At 43.4% G+C, this 13433-nt stretch carries 17 protein-coding genes; 2 read left to right on the forward strand and 15 right to left on the reverse strand.

The window, feature by feature from the left end:
- Positions 1 to 900 precede the first annotated feature (900 nt).
- From rpsI to FGL80_RS02015, 6 genes are all read right to left on the reverse strand, one after another.
- The gene (gene rpsI, locus FGL80_RS01990; RefSeq protein WP_009999817.1) at positions 901 to 1296 is read right to left on the reverse strand and encodes a 30S ribosomal protein S9; all 396 of its coding nucleotides are present in this window, start codon (positions 1294 to 1296) and stop codon (positions 901 to 903) included.
- A gap of 18 nt (positions 1297 to 1314) precedes the next feature.
- Entirely contained in the window at positions 1315 to 1758 is a 444-nt protein-coding gene (rplM, locus tag FGL80_RS01995; RefSeq protein ID WP_009999818.1) for a 50S ribosomal protein L13, read from the reverse strand.
- 194 nt (positions 1759 to 1952) lie between these two features.
- Positions 1953 to 2738 carry a tRNA pseudouridine(38-40) synthase TruA gene (gene truA / locus FGL80_RS02000; RefSeq protein ID WP_055307359.1) on the reverse strand — a complete coding sequence of 262 codons (786 nt, stop codon included), beginning with the start codon at positions 2736 to 2738 and terminating at the stop codon, positions 1953 to 1955.
- A 36-nt stretch (positions 2739 to 2774) separates the two neighbouring features.
- Positions 2775 to 3575 (reverse strand): energy-coupling factor transporter transmembrane component T family protein, encoded by an 801-nt coding sequence (locus tag FGL80_RS02005; protein WP_055307358.1) that lies wholly within the window; start codon positions 3573 to 3575, stop codon positions 2775 to 2777.
- Positions 3568 to 4425 carry an energy-coupling factor transporter ATPase gene (locus tag FGL80_RS02010; RefSeq protein ID WP_055307357.1) on the reverse strand — a complete coding sequence of 286 codons (858 nt, stop codon included), beginning with the start codon at positions 4423 to 4425 and terminating at the stop codon, positions 3568 to 3570. The genes FGL80_RS02005 and FGL80_RS02010 overlap by 8 nt, the downstream gene beginning before the upstream one ends.
- A complete protein-coding gene (locus FGL80_RS02015) occupies positions 4401 to 5222 on the reverse strand; it encodes an energy-coupling factor transporter ATPase (RefSeq protein ID WP_055307356.1) in 822 nt (273 codons plus the stop codon). The genes FGL80_RS02010 and FGL80_RS02015 overlap by 25 nt, the downstream gene beginning before the upstream one ends.
- A gap of 187 nt (positions 5223 to 5409) precedes the next feature.
- Here FGL80_RS02015 and FGL80_RS02020 point away from each other — a divergent pair, with 187 nt between their 5' ends.
- Together FGL80_RS02020 and FGL80_RS02025 are read left to right on the forward strand one after the other, a co-directional pair.
- The gene (locus tag FGL80_RS02020) at positions 5410 to 7080 is read left to right on the forward strand and encodes an FAD-dependent oxidoreductase (RefSeq protein WP_055307355.1); all 1671 of its coding nucleotides are present in this window, start codon (positions 5410 to 5412) and stop codon (positions 7078 to 7080) included.
- Positions 7081 to 7180: 100 nt separating this feature from the next.
- On the forward strand, positions 7181 to 8179 hold the full coding sequence (locus FGL80_RS02025) for a polyprenyl synthetase family protein (RefSeq protein ID WP_055307354.1): 999 nt from the start codon (positions 7181 to 7183) through the stop codon (positions 8177 to 8179).
- A gap of 53 nt (positions 8180 to 8232) precedes the next feature.
- Here FGL80_RS02025 and rplQ read toward each other — a convergent pair whose 3' ends face one another.
- From rplQ to rplO, 9 genes are all read right to left on the reverse strand, one after another.
- Positions 8233 to 8616 (reverse strand): 50S ribosomal protein L17, encoded by a 384-nt coding sequence (gene rplQ / locus FGL80_RS02030; protein ID WP_009999828.1) that lies wholly within the window; start codon positions 8614 to 8616, stop codon positions 8233 to 8235.
- A 37-nt stretch (positions 8617 to 8653) separates the two neighbouring features.
- Positions 8654 to 9598: a DNA-directed RNA polymerase subunit alpha gene (locus FGL80_RS02035; protein WP_009999829.1), complete on the reverse strand. Its 945-nt coding sequence runs from the start codon at positions 9596 to 9598 to the stop codon at positions 8654 to 8656.
- 46 nt (positions 9599 to 9644) lie between these two features.
- A complete protein-coding gene (rpsK, locus tag FGL80_RS02040; protein ID WP_009999830.1) occupies positions 9645 to 10031 on the reverse strand; it encodes a 30S ribosomal protein S11 in 387 nt (128 codons plus the stop codon).
- 130 nt (positions 10032 to 10161) lie between these two features.
- Complete coding sequence (gene rpsM, locus FGL80_RS02045) at positions 10162 to 10533, reverse strand: 30S ribosomal protein S13 (protein ID WP_009999831.1); 372 nt, start codon at positions 10531 to 10533, stop codon at positions 10162 to 10164.
- Positions 10534 to 10617: 84 nt separating this feature from the next.
- The gene (gene rpmJ, locus FGL80_RS02050; RefSeq protein ID WP_009999832.1) at positions 10618 to 10737 is read right to left on the reverse strand and encodes a 50S ribosomal protein L36; all 120 of its coding nucleotides are present in this window, start codon (positions 10735 to 10737) and stop codon (positions 10618 to 10620) included.
- A 45-nt stretch (positions 10738 to 10782) separates the two neighbouring features.
- Complete coding sequence (gene infA, locus FGL80_RS02055; RefSeq protein WP_002816015.1) at positions 10783 to 10998, reverse strand: translation initiation factor IF-1; 216 nt, start codon at positions 10996 to 10998, stop codon at positions 10783 to 10785.
- Between the two features lie 108 nt (positions 10999 to 11106).
- Positions 11107 to 11670 (reverse strand): adenylate kinase, encoded by a 564-nt coding sequence (locus FGL80_RS02060; RefSeq protein WP_029509450.1) that lies wholly within the window; start codon positions 11668 to 11670, stop codon positions 11107 to 11109.
- Positions 11663 to 12997 (reverse strand): preprotein translocase subunit SecY, encoded by a 1335-nt coding sequence (gene secY, locus FGL80_RS02065; RefSeq protein ID WP_055307353.1) that lies wholly within the window; start codon positions 12995 to 12997, stop codon positions 11663 to 11665. Before secY ends, FGL80_RS02060 begins: the two co-directional genes overlap by 8 nt.
- Positions 12997 to 13431 carry a 50S ribosomal protein L15 gene (gene rplO, locus FGL80_RS02070; RefSeq protein ID WP_009999848.1) on the reverse strand — a complete coding sequence of 145 codons (435 nt, stop codon included), beginning with the start codon at positions 13429 to 13431 and terminating at the stop codon, positions 12997 to 12999. Before rplO ends, secY begins: the two co-directional genes overlap by 1 nt.
- Between the last annotated feature and the right edge of the window lie 2 nt (positions 13432 to 13433).

The following is a 13433-nucleotide window of genomic DNA, read 5'->3' on the forward strand; positions in this document are numbered from 1 at the left end:
TAATCCATCCTATTTTCTTTAATTCATGCAATAATATGAAATGTCATCGCCAAATAAAAAGCTATGAATCTAACAGTATTTGATTCATAGCTTTTATTTTTGTATAACACAACATAGAGATACATAAATACCGTCACGTATATCTATCTTACTATTTTATTCTGTCAACTTTTTCTCCTAATATTTGTGTCTCTCATCATTTGCTACGCAAATTGCAGTGACGCCTTTAATCGTCACCACAATCTCCGCCCAGTAATCTTTAGCGTAATTCATTCTAACCTCCAGAATATTGAATAGATCAGCTAATACTTTGCATCCATAACATGTTTACACAACATATGTGTTGATTCCAGTTGCGATGGCTAGACTGTAATAAAAATAGTCTATCCTAAAATGAGAAACTGTCAGTACGTAGTATGCCGAACCTAATAACTACTATAAAGCTGGTGGTCATACGAAAATAGTTTGGGAGTCAGATTTTTTGAAAGACTTCAATATATCGAAATAAAAAGACACTACTGTTCAATTTCAACATTCTTAACGGTGTGTTTACGTTCAATCGTCAAAAAAATGTAAAATTACACAGTAATTTAAATCAAATTCTGCGATCACCAAAAATAATTCAAAATTATCATCATGATGCAGATCATCTCATAACTCTTCAATGGTCTTTTGACATAAAAAATCAAGATTGTATTTTTCTTCTTACTTGTAAATTTCCAAACAAATTGGTCATGTAAATTGCTAATAACTCAAAAATGCTACTTAGAATCAACACCACAAAAAAAGCATCAGCAAAATGCTGATGCTTTTAAATTTACTAGATTTGCTCTAACATTAATGATCGATACCACCAATTGCCACCATATATTAGCAACAACCGTTGTGGAAAAAAGAATATTAACGCTTTGAGAATTGTGAAGCCTTACGAGCCTTCTTCAAACCTGGCTTCTTACGTTCCTTCATACGTGAGTCACGAGTCAACAAACCTGCTGCCTTCAATGCTTCACGGAAATCAGGATCTACTGTCAACAACGCACGGGCGATACCGTGACGTGTTGCACCAGCTTGACCAGAATATCCACCACCAACGACGTTAACCAAAACATCGTAGTTTCCCAATGTTTCAGTAACGTTAAATGGTTGCAAAACAACTTCACGCAAGTTAGCGAAAGGAATATATTCTTCGATTGACTTGCCGTTCATTGTGATTTGGCCATTACCTGGAACCAAACGCACACGAGCAACTGAGTTCTTACGACGGCCTGTGCCGGCATATTGTACTGCTGTAGCCATAATTTAGATTCTCCTTTCTTAAACTAACTTGTTGATGTCAAGTACTTCAGGCTTTTGTGCGGCGTGGGCATGTTCTGCACCAGCATACACGTGCAAGTTCAAGCCTTGCTTACGACCCAAAGTGTTCTTTGGCAACATACCGTGGATTGACAATTCAAGCAACTTTTCAGGGTTGAATTCACGATAGTTTCCAGCTGTGCGAGCCTTCAAACCACCTGGGTGGTTTGAGTGGTGGTAATAAACCTTATCAGTGGCCTTCTTACCAGTCAACTTAACTTCGCCTGCATTGATGATGATTACATGGTCACCCATGTCAACGTTTGGTGTAAACGTTGGCTTGTTCTTACCACGCAAAATTGAAGCAACTACTGTTGACAAACGTCCCAAAACGACGTCCTTGGCATCAATAATATACCACTTCTTTTCGATTTCACCTGGTTTTGCTAAAAATGTTGTACGCATGTGTGCGCTCCTTTGATTAGTTGTTTACAAACGCAGCCGTTCCTTGCCACGCAATTACAATAAGTTTCCGGGGCTTATCGTGAGGTAAACAATACCGTGTATTATCTTACCTAAAATAATCCGTATTGTCAATGGTTGTCGCCAAATTCCTTCGGTGACAACCACTTCTTAAACACGCCATCCCCAACTGTTTATCATTTATCAGCCACTGGTTCATCATAATAAATTTCATCCAGATACAACCCACTGGCCGGGGCGGTAAAGCGGGCTTGTTCACGATCTTTCACGGCAATTAAGCGCACGATATCATGCACGTCACGCCGACCGTTCCCAATTTCCAGCAACACCCCAACCATAATCCGAATCTGGTTATATAAGAAGGCATTCCCTTCAAACGTGAACACTAACTCTTGTTCATCTGGTTTCACTTCGACATCCGCACGCGTAATGGTCCGCACGGTCGTCGCCGTTTGATTCCCTGAAGCCGCAAAGCTGGCAAAGTCATGTTCCCCGAGTAAATCAGGTAACGCCGCTTGAATACGGGCAACATCTAAACGCCAGTGGAAATGCCCCGTATAACGGCGCTTAAAGGGATCAGTAAAGTCTTGGGTCGAGACACGGTAGATATAGCGCTTCGCATGCGTGTTAAAGCGGGCATGAAAGTCATCCGCCACCTGTTCCACCTGTTTGATCATAATATCGCGGGGCAACAAGGTATTGAGTCCCTTACGAACCCCTTCCGGTTGGATATCAAATGGTAAATCAAAATGGACCACTTGGCCAAAAGCATGCACCCCTGTATCTGTCCGTGAAGCGCCCACGACCTTAATGGCGGGCGTTGGCAACTTGGCCATTTGATTCACAGCGCGGTTGAGTTCACCCTGCACTGTTCGTTGGCGTTCCACGCCGTTTTTCGTTTGGACTTGAAATCCGAAAAATTCTGAGCCGTCATAAGCGACGACTGCTTTATATCGTGGCATAACTCCCCACTCTCTCATAACGTTTGACGCGTTAGCTTACAAATATAAGTTCACAATCATAAAAATCACCACAAAAACACCTAAGCCCACAAAAGCCAGCACATCATTATGTCCATAATGCAACACACGGTATTTTGTCCGTTGCACAGCGTCTTTAAACCCACGCACTTCCATCGCATTGGCTAAGTCCAAGGCGCGTTGTAACGCCCCGACAAACAACGGAATTAGCAAGGGAATAATCGCCTTAGCCCGTTTAATCGGGCCGCCCGTAGAAAAGCTCATCCCCCGTGACTTTTGGGCGTTCATGATTTTTTGGGTTTCGTCCATTAATAGCGGGACAAATCGTAGCGCAATGGACAACATCAGCGCTAATTCGGCAACGGGCACTCGCAATTTTTTTAACGGCCCTAACAGCATTTCCAAGGCGTTTGCAATGCTGGTTGGCGGTGTCGTCAATGTCAGAATTGTTGACATCAAGATGATGAGGATAAACCGTAGCATCACATAAACCGCATTAATTAACCCTGGGGTCGTGATTTTAATAGGCCCCAACTGGTAAAGGACGGGCGTTCCTGGGGTAAAGATTAACTGCAAGATGACCGTAAATAAAATCAGCCAAAAGATCGGTTTTAACCCATCCCAATACAGCTTAAACGGTTGACCCGTTAAGCGGATCAAGCCCAAGACAAAGATCGCTGCCCAAGCATACGTCGCCCAACTATTGGCCCACAGTAACACCAAAATATAGACAAACGTCCCAATCATTTTAGTCCGTGGATCAAGGCGATGAATAAAGGAATTTCCTGGCACAAAACGGCCGATCATAATGTTATTCATGGCCGACCTCCGCATTAATGGCTGTGGCTAAGCTCGGCAATGTTAGTGGCCGCTCTGGCAACACGACCCCAGCTGCCTTTAACTTTTCCGTAAATTGCCCTGCTTTTGGTAGGTCTAACTTCATCGTTTTAAACCATGCCATATCGCGATTAAATAGTTGCGCAGGCGTTTCGTTGGCCACAACCTGACCATCGTGCATGACAACGACCTGATCAGCCACTGCCACCACATGATCCATATGGTGCGAAATAAAGATCACCGTTTTGCCCATGTTCTTCAACTCTAATACCAATTGCAACAGTTCCGCTTGCCCTTTAGGATCCAAGCCCGCCGCGGGTTCATCTAACACCACCACACTCGGATCGCTCGCTAACGTGCCGGCCATAGCGACACGACGCATTTGCCCACCAGAAAGCTCAAAGGGTGATTTCTGCCAAAGTGATTCATCAACATCAACACGACGTAAAGCCGCTTCAGCAGCGGCCTTGGCTGTCGCCTGATCGGCACCAAAATTTAACGGGGCATACATCACATCCGCCAGCACGGTATTGGCAAACAACTGATTCTCTGGAAATTGGAAGACAATGCCCACCTTTTTCCGCAATTGCATCAGTTGCTTTTCTTTTGTCCGTGGGGTGAGTTCAAAACCATCAACCAATACCCGCCCCTCAGTTGGCTTCAGCAAGCCGTTAATATGCTGCACAAGGGTTGATTTGCCTGAGCCGGTTTGGCCAACAATTGCGGTCACTTGGCCGGTTGGCATGGTAACGGTGACATCATGCAAAATAGCTTGGGCCAGAGTTGTGCCGGCACCATAACTAAAATTTACTTTTTCGAACGTGATAGCCACTGAATCAATTCTCTCTCATCTAAATACTGTTCAGGTGTTGGCGTCAATTGTGCCGCTAACTCACCTGCAAAAGGTAATTCCAACCCGTTTTCATGCATCACCTGTCGTTGACTAAAGACTTCTTCTGGGGTGCCATCAAGGATCAGCTGCCCGTCATTAATCACCACAACACGATCAGCCAGTGCCGCTTCATCCATATCATGCGTAATCGTAATCAATGTTAACGCATCACCAAAACGGGCCTTAAGGTCCTGTAAGGTTGTCATCACGGTCTCACGACCATCTGGATCAAGCATAGCCGTGGCTTCATCTAAAATAATAATTTTAGGGGTCAAGGCTAACACACTTGCTAAGGCAACCCGTTGCTTTTGACCACCAGATAACGTGTGGGGTTCGCGATCCTTAAACCCTTGCATGCCAACGACTGTCAGCGCGTCATCAATTCGACTCGGCATATCGGCACTTGGTAACTGTTGATTTTCCAAGCCAAAGGCCACATCATCAGCGACCGTTGCGCCAACAAATTGGTTATCAGGGTTCTGAAAGACCATGCCAATTTGGTCACGAATGTCATGCACCGTCTCTGCCGATAACGGCACACCAAAAACAGTGATGTCACCGGCATTGGCTTCAATTAAGCCCAAAATCAACTTCGCTAACGTTGATTTACCTGAGCCATTATGGCCCACTAGTGCGACCCATTGCCCAGCTTCAATCGTTAAGTTGAACCCATCGAACAATGTTTGGTCGTCATCATATTGATAGTTTAAATTGTGAATTTCTATTGCTTGCGTCATTAGACCTTATTCTATCATAGGTTAGGGCCTGAATACTATATTGAGTTTCCCCTCGCTTTATTATAATCACTATTTTTTTCACAAAGGTTTTTTGGCCGAAATGCTTTTAAAATAACGAAAATAGGTCTATAATAAAAAAGGTATTTCACAAGAATATTATATAATTCACAAAAGGAAGAAAAGAGTCATGTCAGAAAAAAATATTGTCATTGTTGGCGCTGGTTTCGGTGGTGTATTCGCAGCAAAAACTTTGTCAAAGAAATTAAAATCACACAAAGAATACAATATCATTTTAATTGATAAGCATTCTTACTTCACGTACATGACTGAGTTGCATGAAGTGGCTTCAAAGCGTGTGGCGCCAAAGCACGTGCAAGAAGACTTGGAACATCTCTTCTACCAAAATAAAAATGTGAAGTTGTTGACGGCCGAAGTTAATGGTATCGATAAGGCTGCCAAGATCGTTAAGACAACTCACGGCGACGTGAGCTATGAAAAGTTGATTTTGGCCGTTGGTGGTCAATCAAACGATTTCGGCACACCAGGTGTGAAGGAACATGGCTTTGAATTATGGTCAATGGAAGAATCATTGGCAATCCGTCACCACATTGAAAGCATTATCGGCCAAGGTGCCGGTGAACTTGATCCAGCTAAGCGTGAACAAATGCTCACAATTGCGGTGGTTGGTTCTGGCTTTACTGGTGCAGAATTGATGGGTGAATTCATTGAACAACGTAAGGTCTTGGCTGACACTTACAAGTTGGATGAATCTGAAATCAAGCTGGTATTACTTGAAGCTGCCCCAACAATTTTGAACATGCTCCAAGATCGTCGCCTCGCTGACAAGGCATTGAAGTACATGACTGACAACGGCGTTGATCTTCGTTTGGGTGCCATGGTTACTGGTGTTGATGAAAATGGTGTGATTTTCAAGGATGGCTCAACTTTGCCAACCAAGTCCCTCATTTGGACAGCTGGTGTGAAGGCCAAGTCATTCATCTCTGACTGGGGCTTCAAATATGGTCGTGGTGGCCGTATCGAAGCCGACGACTACATGCACGCAACCCTTGAAGATGATAAGCCAGCCGAAGACATTTATGTGGTTGGTGACACATTGTCTTACGTTGATGAAAAGACTGGCCCTGTGCCACAAACGGTTGAAGGTGCTGAAAGTGCTGCCCGTGCTGCCTCAAACAACATTTTGGCTGACCTTGGGTTTGCTAAGCCAAAGACATTTGGTGAAGTGGTTAGCTACCACGGTTTCGCCGTTTCAATTGGCTCACACTACACGGTTGCTAGCTTGATGGGCTTGAATTTCTCTGGCTTCTTCGCTAGTCTGGCTAAGCACGGCATCAACATTTTCTTCTATTCACAAATCCGTTCAATGTATTCAATTTTCCATTACATGTTGGACGAATTCTTCCGTACAGAAAACGGCCGTAACCCATTCAAGGGTGCCGTTTCTCGTCTAGGTAACGTCTTGTGGTCAACACCTTTGCGTATCTTCTTAGGCCTCTTCTGGATCTTGGCCGCACTAGGTAAAGTTGGCCCACTTAACGACCTCTTCTGGCAACATGGGCTTGCCAGCTTTATTGAAATTGTAACAGGTGCTGGCTTGCTCATTGGTTTGATGACTTGGCCATTAGCGCTTGTGTCAATTATTTTGACCATTGCCGCTTGGGCATCTAATGGCTTTGATCTTACACACTGGTTCTTGATCTTCTCAAGTATCGCTGTGATGAACGGCGCTGGTCGTGGCTTCGGTCTTGATTTCTACGTCGTACCATTGCTTCAAAAGGGTCTTGGTAGCCTTTGGTATGGTAAAGCAAAGTCACTCTACGATGATTTAGATAAATAAGTTATAATTAAAAAGTGCGAGAATGTGTGTTCTCGCACTTTGTACATAAAATAAGCCATACTGCGTGTTCAGTTGGCCGAGAGAAATAGAGAATTTTAACATGGTAACCCCTACTCTTCCAAAAATGTGGGAACAATTTCCCGAATTATCCGAACCATTAGTCGCTGTTTTAAATCGTATGGCAACCAGCTGGCATATCGGCTTCGAAGACATTGATACAGCAATTCGTTCACAACTAAATGCCGGTAAACTCGTTCGTCCAGCACTGACTCTTATTTTCTCAAAACTCACGACAACACCTTATAACCAACAAGCGATTCAACTCGGTGCCAGTGTCGAACTCTTACACTTGGCGACCCTAATTCATGATGACATTATTGATGAATCTAAATTACGTCGTGGTTACGAGAGTATTCAAAGTCGTTTTGGCAAAGATACTGCTGTCTATGCCGGCGATTACTTGCTGACTGGTATGTTTTCTCTACTTGAACAAACAAACCTGCCACAAGCCAACCAACTCGCCCTAACAGCCCTACAAGACATTTTATTCGGTGAATTAGTGCAAAAGCATCATCGCTTTAATGTTGATGCGACCTTTGACACTTACCTGTCGCAAATCAAAGGCAAAACAGCGGCCTTGTTCAAACTCAGTGTGACCTTTGGGCTGATTAGTGGTCAAGCAATCGCTGACGACCTACAAGATACTGTGAGTCAATTAGGTGAAAATTTGGGGATTACCTTCCAGTTATTGGATGACTACTTAGATTTTGAATCCATTACGCAACAATTATCTCTTGGTAAGCCCATTGGTCAAGATATTCGCAATGGGATCTACACTGCCCCTGTTTTATTTGCCCTCACAGATCCAACTGTGCGTGATGATATTCGGGCCTTACTCATGCAACGTGATTTAATTAGCGATGCTGACATGATTCGTTTGCATGAACTCATTACTCAAAGTCACGCGATGACAAAGCTAAATGCATTACTCACAGACTATACCGAACAACTACAAGCCTTAATTAGCAACTTACCTGAACCAACCATTCAAACACAACTTGAGCAATTAAGTCAATTATTACTGCATCGTGATCATTAAAAAATACCCCTTGGAAATTAAATTCCAAGGGGTATTTTTTAGATGTAACGTAATTAATCAACAAGTTCCAAGATGACCAATTGAGCGGCATCGCCACGACGTTGGACAGTCTTGAGAATTCGTGTGTAACCACCATTACGTTCAGCAAAGCGAGGTGCAACGTCATCAAACAACTTTTGCAAAGCTGATTGTACTTTCACGTTGTCGCCGTCTTCGATCACGTCAGCAACTTCGTTGCGGACAAAGGCAGCAGCTTGACGACGAGCCGCCAAGTCACCACGCTTACCTAATGTAATCATCTTATCAGTTGTCTTACGAACTTCCTTCGCACGGGCTTCAGTTGTCGTGATACGACCGTTGATCAAAAGATCAGTAGTCAAATCACGCAACAAAGCTTTACGTTGTGAAGATGTACGACCCAATTTACGATATGGCATTGGTGAATCCTCCTTTATAGTAGTTTAAAGACATGTGTTAATCTTCCTTACGGAATCCTAAGCCCATTTCAGTCAGCTTTTCTTGGATTTCGTCAAGTGATTTCCGACCGAGATTACGCACCTTCATCATGTCGGCTTCAGTGCGATCTGTCAACTCCACAATAGTGTTGATACCGGCCCGTTTGAGACAATTATAAGAACGAACTGATAAGTCCAAGTCTTCAATTGGCGCAGAATCTGACGCACTAACGGCAACAGGTTCCGCTTCCACCATAACATTGGCTTCAGCTGCCACTGGAGAAATATCCATAAACAAGTTCAAATGTTCCGCCAAGATTTTTGCACCTAGGCTCAAAGCATCACTAGGCTTGATTGAACCATTAGTCCAAATATCAAAAGTGAGCTTATCATAATCATCACGTGCACCGACACGTGTGTTTTCTACATGGTAGTTCACACGTTCGATAGGCGTATAAATTGAATCAACTGCCAAAACACCGATCGGCATTTCTTCACGCAATTGCTTATTCTCGTCTGCTGATGAGTAACCACGACCTTTAACTGCCGTGACTGTCATATGCAATGACTTACCTGCTGCCACAGTAGCGATATGCAAATCAGGGTTCAAAACTTCAACGTCTGCACCTGCTTGCAAATCAGCAGCAGTCACTTCAGCCGGACCTTGAACATCGATTTCAAGGCTGCGTTCATCATCCGAATCAATCGCCAACACAACCTTCTTGAGGTTCAAGATGATTTGTGTGACATCTTCAACGACACCATCCACAGTTGAAAACTCGTGAACGACACCGTCAATTTGCACCGTGTTAACGGCTGCGCCCGGAAGCGATGACAATAAGATACGACGCAAAGAGTTCCCAAGCGTTGTACCATATCCGCGTTCAAGAGGCTCTACAACAAATTTGCCATAGCGGGCATCCTCTTCGATGTTATGAATATTTGGCTTTTCAAATTCAATCATCTGTAATTCTTACCCCTTCTTTCACAGCAAGAGCAATGAAAATCAATTAAACACGACGACGCTTTGGTGGGCGTGATCCGTTGTGGGGAACTGGTGTAACATCTTTAATTGATGTTACTTCCAGGCCAGCTGCAGCCAAAGCACGAATTGCTGATTCACGACCAGAACCTGGTCCCTTAACAGTAACTGCAACAGTGCGCATGTTCATTTCCATGGCACTCTTTGCGGCTGCTTCTGCTGCCATTTGAGCAGCGAATGGTGTTGACTTACGGCTTCCCTTGAAGCCAAGCGCACCGGCTGATGACCAAGCAACTGCGTTACCTTGAACATCTGTAATCATGACGATTGTGTTGTTGAATGTTGAGTGGATGTGAGCAACACCAGTTTCAATATTCTTCTTCACACGACGCTTACGCGTTGTACGACCTGCCATAATGTTTGCCTCCTTTTCAATACTTTTTATATAATTTCTCGGGTTAATTGCTTAACCAACATTACGTAACTATGGTTACGATAATCATGTGCCGTATCGATTAGGATACAACAGAAAAAATAATCAGAGATTACTTCTTCTTACCAGCAATTGCCTTAGCTGGGCCTTTACGTGTACGAGCGTTGTTCTTCGTGTTTTGTCCACGAACGGGCAAGCCCTTACGATGACGAATGCCACGGTATGAAGCGATTTCTTGCAACGCTTTGATATCAAGTGATACCTTACGACGCAAATCACCTTCAAGTTGCAAGTTCAACTTGTCAACTGTTGCACGGATGGCGTCTTCTTGATCTGCTGTGAGATCGCGAACACGGACGTCTTCTGAAACGCCTGCTTCAGCCAAAATCTTTTGTGCAGTAGTATTACCGATTCCGTAGATGTATGTTAAGCCAATGACAATACGCTTGTCACGTGGCAAATCAATACCTGCAATACGAGCCATAACAATTTACCTCCTGTTAGTATTTTGAAAATGACAGTTATGTCTATTTACAATAATTTTTTAAAATTGCCTAGTTCTGGAAAATTACTTTCCAGCACGTTGCTTGTGCTTAGGGTTAGCTGGGCAAATGATCATTGTGCGACCATTCCGCTTGATAACGCGGCAAGCATCACACATCTTTTTAACTGATGGGCGTACTTTCATAATCTATTCCTCCTATTCGGTTAACTGATTATTCCAAATCACTTCTTAACGGAAACGATAAGTAATACGACCTTTCGTTAAGTCGTATGGTGACATTTCGACTGTGACACGGTCACCTGGCAAGATTCGGATAAAGTTCTTACGAATTTTACCTGAAACGTGCGCCAAGATAACTGCGCCATTTTCGAGTTCTACTTGGAACATCGCATTTGGTAAAGTTTCTTTCACTTTACCTTCGATTTCAATGACATCGTTGGCCATGCACTTAACCTCCTGTGCTAATAATGTTCAACATTGTTGAGAAGTGCTTAACCTATCAAATTATACCAGATTTGCTAGTACTTCTCAATGTGATTTCAGAAACTTTGCTTACAAGTTATCCAAAACCGCTTTCACATCATGATACACCTCGGCAAGTTCTTGTCCGCCATCGATTGTGTGCAAGACACCTGCCTTTTGGTAGTAATCTACCAATGGCAAGTTCGCTGCTTTATTGACCGCCAAACGGTTGTCAATAACTTCAGGTGTATCATCTGCGCGGCCACGTCCCAAAAGACGTTCGCGCAACAATGAATCAGAAACTTCAAAATAAAGTGTTGCAGAAACTGATGTCCCATTTTCGGCTAAATACTTATCCAAGAATGCCGCTTGCGCTTCATTACGTGGGTAACCATCTAACATGAAACCATCAGCTTGAACATCTGCTTGACTCAAACGATCAGCAACCATTGCGTTTGTGATTTCGTCAGGGACCAAGTTACCAGCGTCCATATATTCACGTGCTTGCTTTCCCAATTCTGTATCATTGGCCAAATTGGCACGGAAAATATCTCCAGTAGAGATGTGAACCGTTGGATAATCCTTAACAATAAGGTCTGCTTGTGTGCCTTTTCCAGCACCTGGCAAACCTAACAAAATCAAATTCTTAGCCATTAGCTGCCTCCCGATTTGCTAACTGATCTTTTGTGATAAACCCAATATAATTTCTCTTTTGCATCAAGCCATCAATTTGACGAATCAAATCAAGCGCCACGCCAATTGTAATCAAAAGGCTTGTGCCACCTAGTCCAATTTTCTCGTTCAAACCCCAGACATCTGAGGCAATGAGTGGTACCAAGGCCACAAAACCTAAGAAGATTGAACCAACAAAGCTCAAATTCAAAAGTAATTGTGACACATAAGCCTTTGTCTCATTACCAGGACGTACACCGACGATGTAAGCCCCTTGCTTTTGCAAGTTTTCTGATAACTTCTCAGGGTTAACTTGGACAAAGGCATAGAAGTAGGTAAAGATGATAATCAAAACAGTGTAGAGAATTGCACCCGGTAGTGTTGTCAAGCTAAATAGATCTTGCATAACTTGATACCATTGCGCTGACGCATATTTACCTTGGAATGCCAACAAAATCGTTTGTGGTGTACTAATAAATGATGAGGCAAAAATGACCGGAATAACGCCAGAGACGTTAACCTTCAATGGTAAATAAGCTTCACTACCATATGATGTTGCAGAACGTGTGTACTGCATTTGTAAACGACGTGTGGCTTCATAGAACCATGTTGTAATGCCGATGACCAAGATCATGGCAGCTGTTAACACAGCCATAAAGACAATGCCGTTGACTAAATCATTTGAGTTGGCTTGTAAGATATTTTCTTTGAAAATGTCATACATGCCTGAAGGTGCTTGTGCAATGATTCCAGCAAAGATGATCATGGAAACGCCGTTTCCTAATCCTTTTTCAGTAATCATTTCACCTAGCCACATCGCAAAAAATGTTCCGATGGTCATGACCGTGCCAATGACAAGGTATGACATCACATCATTTGTGTGGCTAACAAGTCCGTAGGCTGTCAGTGAATTAAATCCAGCTGTAATACCTACGGACTGAACAAATGCAAGCACGAGGGTTAACCAACGTGTGGCGTTGTTCAACTTTCGCCGACCAACTTCACCCTGCTTACTCCATTCAACAAAGCGAGGCACGATATCTAATTGCAAAAGTTGCACAACAATTTGTGCCGTCACGTAAGGTGAAACACCCATTGCGAACAATGAGTAATTCATTAAACCGCCACCAGAAAAAATGTTCAGAATGTTCATTAATCCTGAATTGGCCATATCCGCCATTGCAGCAGGGTTAACACCAGGCACAGTAATGTGCGTTCCGATTCTGTAAATAAACAGAAGCAGGAAGGTCCACCCTAACTTTTTGCGAATATCCTTTTCACGTACTGCATTAAATAACGTGCGTAGCATTAAATTACCTCAGTCGTTCCACCGGCTTGTTCGATAGCCGCCTTAGCAGCGCCTGAGAACTTATGTGCCTTAACAGTCAACTTCTTGTCAAGTTGACCGACAGCCAAGACTTTGATACCTGACTTTTGATTTTTAACAACACCGCTTTCAATCAAAAGTGCTGGCGTGATTTCTGTGCCATCTGCGAATGCGTTCAACTTTTCCAAGTTAACCACAGCAAATTCCTTACGTGAAATGTTAGTAAATCCACGCTTTGGAATACGACGGTACAAAGGCATTTGACCACCTTCGAATCCCAAACGTACTTTGCCACGAGCCTTTTGACCCTTTTGACCACGTCCAGATGTCTTACCGTTTCCTGATGACGTACCGCGACCTACACGGTTACGCAACTTGCGTGAACCTGCAGCAGGTTGTAATTCGTTCAAGTTCATCT

This window comes from Leuconostoc lactis (assembly GCF_007954625.1).
Lineage (GTDB): Bacteria > Bacillota > Bacilli > Lactobacillales > Lactobacillaceae > Leuconostoc > Leuconostoc lactis_A.

Excerpts from the sequence above, each read along its gene's own strand:
- FGL80_RS02035 (WP_009999829.1), bottom strand. The coding sequence starts at position 9,598 with ATGATTGAATTTGAAAAGCCAAATATTCATAACATCGAAGAGGATGCC.
- FGL80_RS02015 (WP_055307356.1), bottom strand. The coding sequence starts at position 5,222 with ATGACGCAAGCAATAGAAATTCACAATTTAAACTATCAATATGATGAC.
- rpsM (WP_009999831.1), bottom strand. The coding sequence starts at position 10,533 with ATGGCTCGTATTGCAGGTATTGATTTGCCACGTGACAAGCGTATTGTC.
- rplQ (WP_009999828.1), bottom strand. The coding sequence starts at position 8,616 with ATGCCATATCGTAAATTGGGTCGTACATCTTCACAACGTAAAGCTTTG.
- FGL80_RS02005 (WP_055307358.1), bottom strand. The coding sequence starts at position 3,575 with ATGAATAACATTATGATCGGCCGTTTTGTGCCAGGAAATTCCTTTATT.
- FGL80_RS02060 (WP_029509450.1), bottom strand. The coding sequence starts at position 11,670 with ATGGCTAAGAATTTGATTTTGTTAGGTTTGCCAGGTGCTGGAAAAGGC.
- rpsI (WP_009999817.1), bottom strand. The coding sequence starts at position 1,296 with ATGGCTACAGCAGTACAATATGCCGGCACAGGCCGTCGTAAGAACTCA.
- FGL80_RS02025 (WP_055307354.1), top strand. The coding sequence starts at position 7,181 with ATGGTAACCCCTACTCTTCCAAAAATGTGGGAACAATTTCCCGAATTA.
- FGL80_RS02020 (WP_055307355.1), top strand. The coding sequence starts at position 5,410 with ATGTCAGAAAAAAATATTGTCATTGTTGGCGCTGGTTTCGGTGGTGTA.
- rplM (WP_009999818.1), bottom strand. The coding sequence starts at position 1,758 with ATGCGTACAACATTTTTAGCAAAACCAGGTGAAATCGAAAAGAAGTGG.
- infA (WP_002816015.1), bottom strand. The coding sequence starts at position 10,998 with ATGGCCAACGATGTCATTGAAATCGAAGGTAAAGTGAAAGAAACTTTA.
- rpsK (WP_009999830.1), bottom strand. The coding sequence starts at position 10,031 with ATGGCAGGTCGTACAACGCGTAAGCGTCGTGTGAAGAAGAATATTGAA.
- secY (WP_055307353.1), bottom strand. The coding sequence starts at position 12,997 with ATGCTACGCACGTTATTTAATGCAGTACGTGAAAAGGATATTCGCAAA.
- truA (WP_055307359.1), bottom strand. The coding sequence starts at position 2,738 with ATGCCACGATATAAAGCAGTCGTCGCTTATGACGGCTCAGAATTTTTC.
- rpmJ (WP_009999832.1), bottom strand. The coding sequence starts at position 10,737 with ATGAAAGTACGCCCATCAGTTAAAAAGATGTGTGATGCTTGCCGCGTT.
- rplO (WP_009999848.1), bottom strand. The coding sequence starts at position 13,431 with ATGAACTTGAACGAATTACAACCTGCTGCAGGTTCACGCAAGTTGCGT.